Raw genomic sequence first — 5,189 nt, 5'->3', positions numbered from 1 at the left:
TTTTATATAAGCTCGAACAACTGCTAATTTAAATCCTAAATCATATTTCGACATACAAAACACCCCTAGAATTAGATTTGTGGTCTAACTCTAGGGGTGCACATCATTGTTGTTTACTTTTTTTAAGAATTTCCTATTAATGATTTGGATAAACTTGAAAGTGTACTAGTGGAGTATAAAAAGAAGTTACATTCAATATAGAAGATGAATTATAAATTTAAACTAAGCATGGATGCTATTTTGCTATACAATTAGTCTCTTTTTTCATCATTAATAGACTTATTTACATCATGCCAAGTGTTATGAGCCTTTTTTACGTTGTGCTGAATTGTGAAATGGCTTGAAATCAATAGTTTTGAGTTTTACTTTGCCGAATCAATTGCGTATGATTTCGTATTATTGCTTATTCCTGTTATTATTTTGTTACTTTTTTACAGAACTGCGAGAGAATTAATTTCCTTTACTTTAATCCATTTCAAATTGTTCTTTTATAGGTCTTGCCCATGCTGGTAAATAGTCTGTTTCAAACGTAATAAAATTATTATTGACCTCTAAAATAATCTTTCCGTCATCTAAGCTATTATCAATCAACACAAGTGTATCAATAATATACGCGTACCGAAATAACTGATCAAAGGATGTCTTATTTCTTCTCAGTATATCTTCGGTCGGGATATCATGACCATCTTTTTTTACTCTCAAAGCAACACGATTAATATTCTGGGTTACGTCATCTAAAGCCACATAAAACATTGTAATTTTATAGCCCTGTTCTTTTGTCTTCCGAATTTGCCGAATAACATTTTGACCCGAAAGTGTTGTCTCTATAGAAAAAATTGTTCTTTCATTGATATGTTTATGTACATTCAGTAAGTGTGGGTAAGTGTTGAATTGATAAAAGTTCACTTTCCTAGAAATATATTTCCATCGATTAAGTAACTGTCATTAAGTAAAACACTTTTAATATGAACATTGATATCATTGTATTCGGGAACAATAATGAATATTATTTTAGAGGGTTATTTTGAATTGTACGGGATTATTTTATTAACCATTTGAGGCTTATTCTGATTCAAGTTATTGCGTGTGATTGTTCCCTTCTTTTTATTTATGATACCTTTTTTGTTACCTTTTCATTAAAAAACGAGGTCTGCCCTCTGGCAAACCCCGTCATACCAACCTTTATTTATTTAGACTTACATCATGCCCGGCATTCCGCCGCCCATGCCCATGCCACCCATATCAGGCATTCCTGCTCCGCCTTCTTCTGGGATATCTGCTACAACCGCTTCGGTTGTTAAGAACATCGCTGCAACAGATGCTGCATGTTGTAATGCTGAACGAGTTACTTTCGTTGGGTCAACGATTCCAGCTTCAACCATATTTACCCACTCGCCATCAGCAGCGTTGAATCCAACGCCAACGTCTTCGCCTTTTAGACGTTCAACGATGATAGAACCTTCTAAACCAGCGTTTTCAGCAATTTGACGTACAGGCTCCTCTAACGCACGAAGAACGATTTTTGCTCCTGTCGCTTCGTCACCTTGTAACTCTAAGTTAGCTACTTTTTCGTATACGTTTACTAGTGCAGTTCCCCCACCAGAAACGATACCTTCTTCTACAGCTGCACGTGTAGAGTTTAAAGCATCTTCCATACGTAATTTACGCTCTTTTAATTCTGTTTCAGTTGCTGCACCAACTTTGATAACCGCAACTCCACCAGCTAATTTAGCTAAGCGCTCTTGTAATTTTTCTTTATCAAAATCAGATGTTGATGCTTCTGCTTCCGAACGAATTTGTCCAACACGAGCTTCAATTGCATTCGTATCTCCAGCACCTTCAACGATTGTCGTATTCTCTTTTGATACAACTACTTTATCAGCTGTACCTAACATTGTAATATCTGTTGTTTTTAAGTCTAATCCTAAATCTTCTGTAATTACTTGACCACCTGTTAAAATCGCAATATCTTCTAACATCGCTTTACGACGGTCACCGAATCCAGGAGCTTTTACTGCAACAGCATTAAACGTACCACGTAATTTGTTTAACACTAATGTAGCTAATGCTTCCCCTTCAATATCTTCAGCAATAATTAAGATTGGCTTACCTTCTTGAACAACTTGTTCTAATAATGGTACTACGTCTTGAATATTTGTAATCTTTTTATCTGTAATTAAGATGTATGGATTTTCTAATACTGCTTCCATCTTATCTTGGTCAGTAACCATATAAGGGGAAGAGTATCCACGGTCAAACTGCATACCTTCTACAACATCTAATTCTGTTTCAAATCCTTTTGATTCTTCAATTGTAATTACACCGTCGTTTCCAACACGATCCATCGCTTCTGCAATTAACTTACCTACTTCTTCGTCTCCAGAAGAAATTGCTGCAACTTGAGCGATTGATTCTTTATCTTCTACAACTTTTGTAATATCTTTTAATCCTGTTACCGCTTCATTCACTGCTTTTTCAATACCACGGCGGATTCCAACTGGGTTCGCTCCAGCAGTTACGTTTTTTAGTCCTTCACGGATCATTGCTTGTGCTAAAACTGTCGCAGTTGTTGTTCCATCCCCTGCTACATCATTTGTTTTAGAAGCTACTTCAGATACTAACTGTGCACCCATGTTTTCATATGCATCTTCTAATTCAATTTCTTTTGCAATTGTTACACCGTCATTTGTAATTAACGGAGCACCGAATTTTTTATCTAATACAACATTACGTCCTTTAGGTCCTAATGTTACTTTTACCGCATTTGCTAATTTATCTACACCATTTAATAATGCTTTACGAGCATCTTCATTAAATTTAATTTCTTTAGCCATAATTAATAAGTACCTCCTTAAAATATTTACAACCGAATATATGTGTATGTTTTAGCCAATAACTGCTAAAATGTCGCTTTCACGTAAAATTAAATATTCTTTTCCTTCGTATGATACTTCTGTACCCGCGAATTTAGAAAAGATGATTTGATCATTCTCTTTCACTTCAAGAGCAACTCTTTCACCGTTTACAATAGCTCCTGAACCTACTGCTACAACTTTACCTTCTTGTGGTTTTTCTTTAGCTGAATCTGGTAATACGATACCACTTGCAGTTGTTGCCTCCTGCTCTACTAATTCAATAACTACACGATCCCCTAATGGCTTAATCATGTAAAAAAACCTCCTTAACCCGATAGCAATTTTTATTTTTATTAGCACTCACACTCACTGAGTGCTAATTCCAATTCTTATATTAAATAATTATAGAAAAAATTGCAAGCATTTTATCACTATTTTCTAATTCTTAATACAATTTCAATATAAAACTGACCGCCAAAATTAATTTTCCCATTTAAACCTTATATGGCGTTGGAGTGAGTTAAACGTTCTGCATTCTGTTGTATCGCATCCACTTTCTATTTCATCGCATCCGTTAGCGCGATCGTTGCATCTAATTTTCGTTTGTTGCATCTCTTTTCGCAATCATTGCATCTAATTTTCATTTGTTGCATCTGCTTCCGCGTTCATTGCATCTGATTTTCTTTCGTTGCATCTGTTTGAGCAATCATTGCATCTGATTTTCATTTGTTGCATCTGCTTCCGCGTTCGTTGCATCTGAATTTCATTTATTGCATCTATTTTCGCAATCATTGCATCTAATTTTCATTTGTTGCATCTGCTTCCGCGTTCATTGCATCTAATTTTCTTTCGTTGCATCTCTTTTCGCAATCATTGCATCTGATTTTCTTTTATTGCATCTGCTTCTGCATTCATTGCATCCAATTTTCGTTTGTTGCATCTGCTTTCGCATTCATTGCATCTAATTTTCTTTCGTTGCATCTGTTTTCGCGTTCATTGCATCCGCCTTGCATTTATTGCATCTCTTTTCGCGTTCATTGCATCCGCCTTGCATTTATTGCATCTGCTTCCGCGTTCATTGCATCCGCCTTGCATTTATTAAATCTATTTCCGCGTTTTTCCCTACACTCCATTGAATATATTTTCCACTTCGTCACTTTTTTTAACTCTTATTACATCTGTTTTTTCCTATTTTTATGATATGATGATTTTATGAACATATAGTAGATAGAAAAAGGGGTTTTGTCTTTTGTTTCCGAAAAAATATTGGTTTGTTTTATTAACATATTTCCTTATGTTTGTGTTTACCGCATTTGCACCGCTTCTTTTACATTTTGGTTTAGGAATCGATGGATCAAGTTCCATTGTATATGCGAATGTGATTGGGTTTATTGGTGCGTTAATAATCGTCCTCTTATTAATGAAGGAATTTTTAGCACAGGAAAAAAGAGAATTCCCTATTTCAGCTGGGACAATTATTGGTTGGACATTTTTAGGATTAATTATGGCGTATGCATCGCAAATTATTGCAGCGACGATTGAAACGGATTTACTCGGCATTAAAGCTGGATCAGAAAACACAGAAATGATCGTTGACTTTGCTCGTCAAAGTCCATTATTCATTATAGTCCCTGCTATCGTAGGTCCGATATTAGAAGAGCTAGTTTTCCGAAAAATTTTATTCGGTACATTTTATAAAAGATGGAATTTTCTAGTTGCCGTCATTTTATCATCACTTATTTTTGCGGTACTACATATGGATCTAGTTCATACATTAATTTATTTTGCAATGGGTGTTGTGTTCGCATTCTTATACGTTAAAACGAAGCGGATTATCGTACCAATCCTCGTGCACATGTTAATGAACACGATTGTCGTAGTAACACAATTATCAATTGACCCAGAGTTATTGAAAGAACTACAAGAACAAGCATCATTCATCTTTTTTGGAGGGTAATCATTCATGAAAATGGGCATTTTTTATCTCGTACTCGGAGCACTATTTACGTACATGGCGGTTGTAAGCATCACAGACTCCATTTGGAATATCACAACCATTTTATTATTAGTTGTGGCCGCACTCGACTTTGGTGTAGGTTTCCGTTATATCAAAACGAGTATTGCAAATCGTAAAGGCGAATAAATTACAAATTAACTTGGGCAAATCAAAGGTGAATTAATTTTTTCCATAAACGAAGTCCAAGCATAACAAAAAAACAGCACAACTTTGATGTGCACCCCTAGAGTTAGACCACAAATCTAATTCTAGGGGTGTTTTGTATGTCGAAATATGATTTAGGATTTAAATTAGCAGTTGTTCGAGCTTATATAAAT

General features: G+C 35.2%; 5 protein-coding genes. 2 read left to right on the top strand and 3 right to left on the bottom strand.

Annotated elements, in window-relative coordinates:
• Positions 1-465: 465 nt before the first annotated feature.
• The 3 genes from WKT09_RS13460 to groES form a co-directional block, all read right to left on the bottom strand.
• Entirely contained in the window at positions 466-906 is a 441-nt protein-coding gene (locus tag WKT09_RS13460) for a hypothetical protein (RefSeq protein WP_340416522.1), read from the bottom strand.
• 290 nt (positions 907-1,196) lie between these two features.
• Positions 1,197-2,834 carry a chaperonin GroEL gene (gene groL / locus WKT09_RS13455; RefSeq protein ID WP_340416521.1) on the bottom strand — a complete coding sequence of 546 codons (1,638 nt, stop codon included), beginning with the start codon at positions 2,832-2,834 and terminating at the stop codon, positions 1,197-1,199.
• A 51-nt stretch (positions 2,835-2,885) separates the two neighbouring features.
• Positions 2,886-3,167: a co-chaperone GroES gene (groES, locus tag WKT09_RS13450; protein WP_336267495.1), complete on the bottom strand. Its 282-nt coding sequence runs from the start codon at positions 3,165-3,167 to the stop codon at positions 2,886-2,888.
• 937 nt (positions 3,168-4,104) lie between these two features.
• On the opposite strand from groES, the gene WKT09_RS13445 reads away from it, so the two are divergent.
• Positions 4,105-4,812, top strand: a complete 708-nt coding sequence (locus WKT09_RS13445; RefSeq protein WP_340416520.1) for a CPBP family intramembrane glutamic endopeptidase — start codon at positions 4,105-4,107, stop codon at positions 4,810-4,812.
• A 6-nt stretch (positions 4,813-4,818) separates the two neighbouring features.
• Positions 4,819-4,998 (top strand): YdiK family protein, encoded by a 180-nt coding sequence (locus WKT09_RS13440; RefSeq protein WP_336267497.1) that lies wholly within the window; start codon positions 4,819-4,821, stop codon positions 4,996-4,998.
• The last annotated feature ends 191 nt before the right edge of the window (positions 4,999-5,189 follow it).

The organism is Pseudogracilibacillus sp. ICA-222130 (assembly GCF_037892545.1).
GTDB lineage: Bacteria > Bacillota > Bacilli > Bacillales > Amphibacillaceae > Pseudogracilibacillus.
The sequence above is the reverse complement of the archived record's forward strand: the minus strand, read 5'-3'. Positions and strand labels throughout refer to the sequence as shown.

What these genes read in the sequence shown, in the direction of transcription:
- groL (WP_340416521.1), bottom strand. Translation starts at nt 2,834, where the DNA reads ATGGCTAAAGAAATTAAATTTAATGAAGATGCTCGTAAAGCATTATTA.
- groES (WP_336267495.1), bottom strand. Translation starts at nt 3,167, where the DNA reads ATGATTAAGCCATTAGGGGATCGTGTAGTTATTGAATTAGTAGAGCAG.
- WKT09_RS13440 (WP_336267497.1), top strand. Translation starts at nt 4,819, where the DNA reads ATGAAAATGGGCATTTTTTATCTCGTACTCGGAGCACTATTTACGTAC.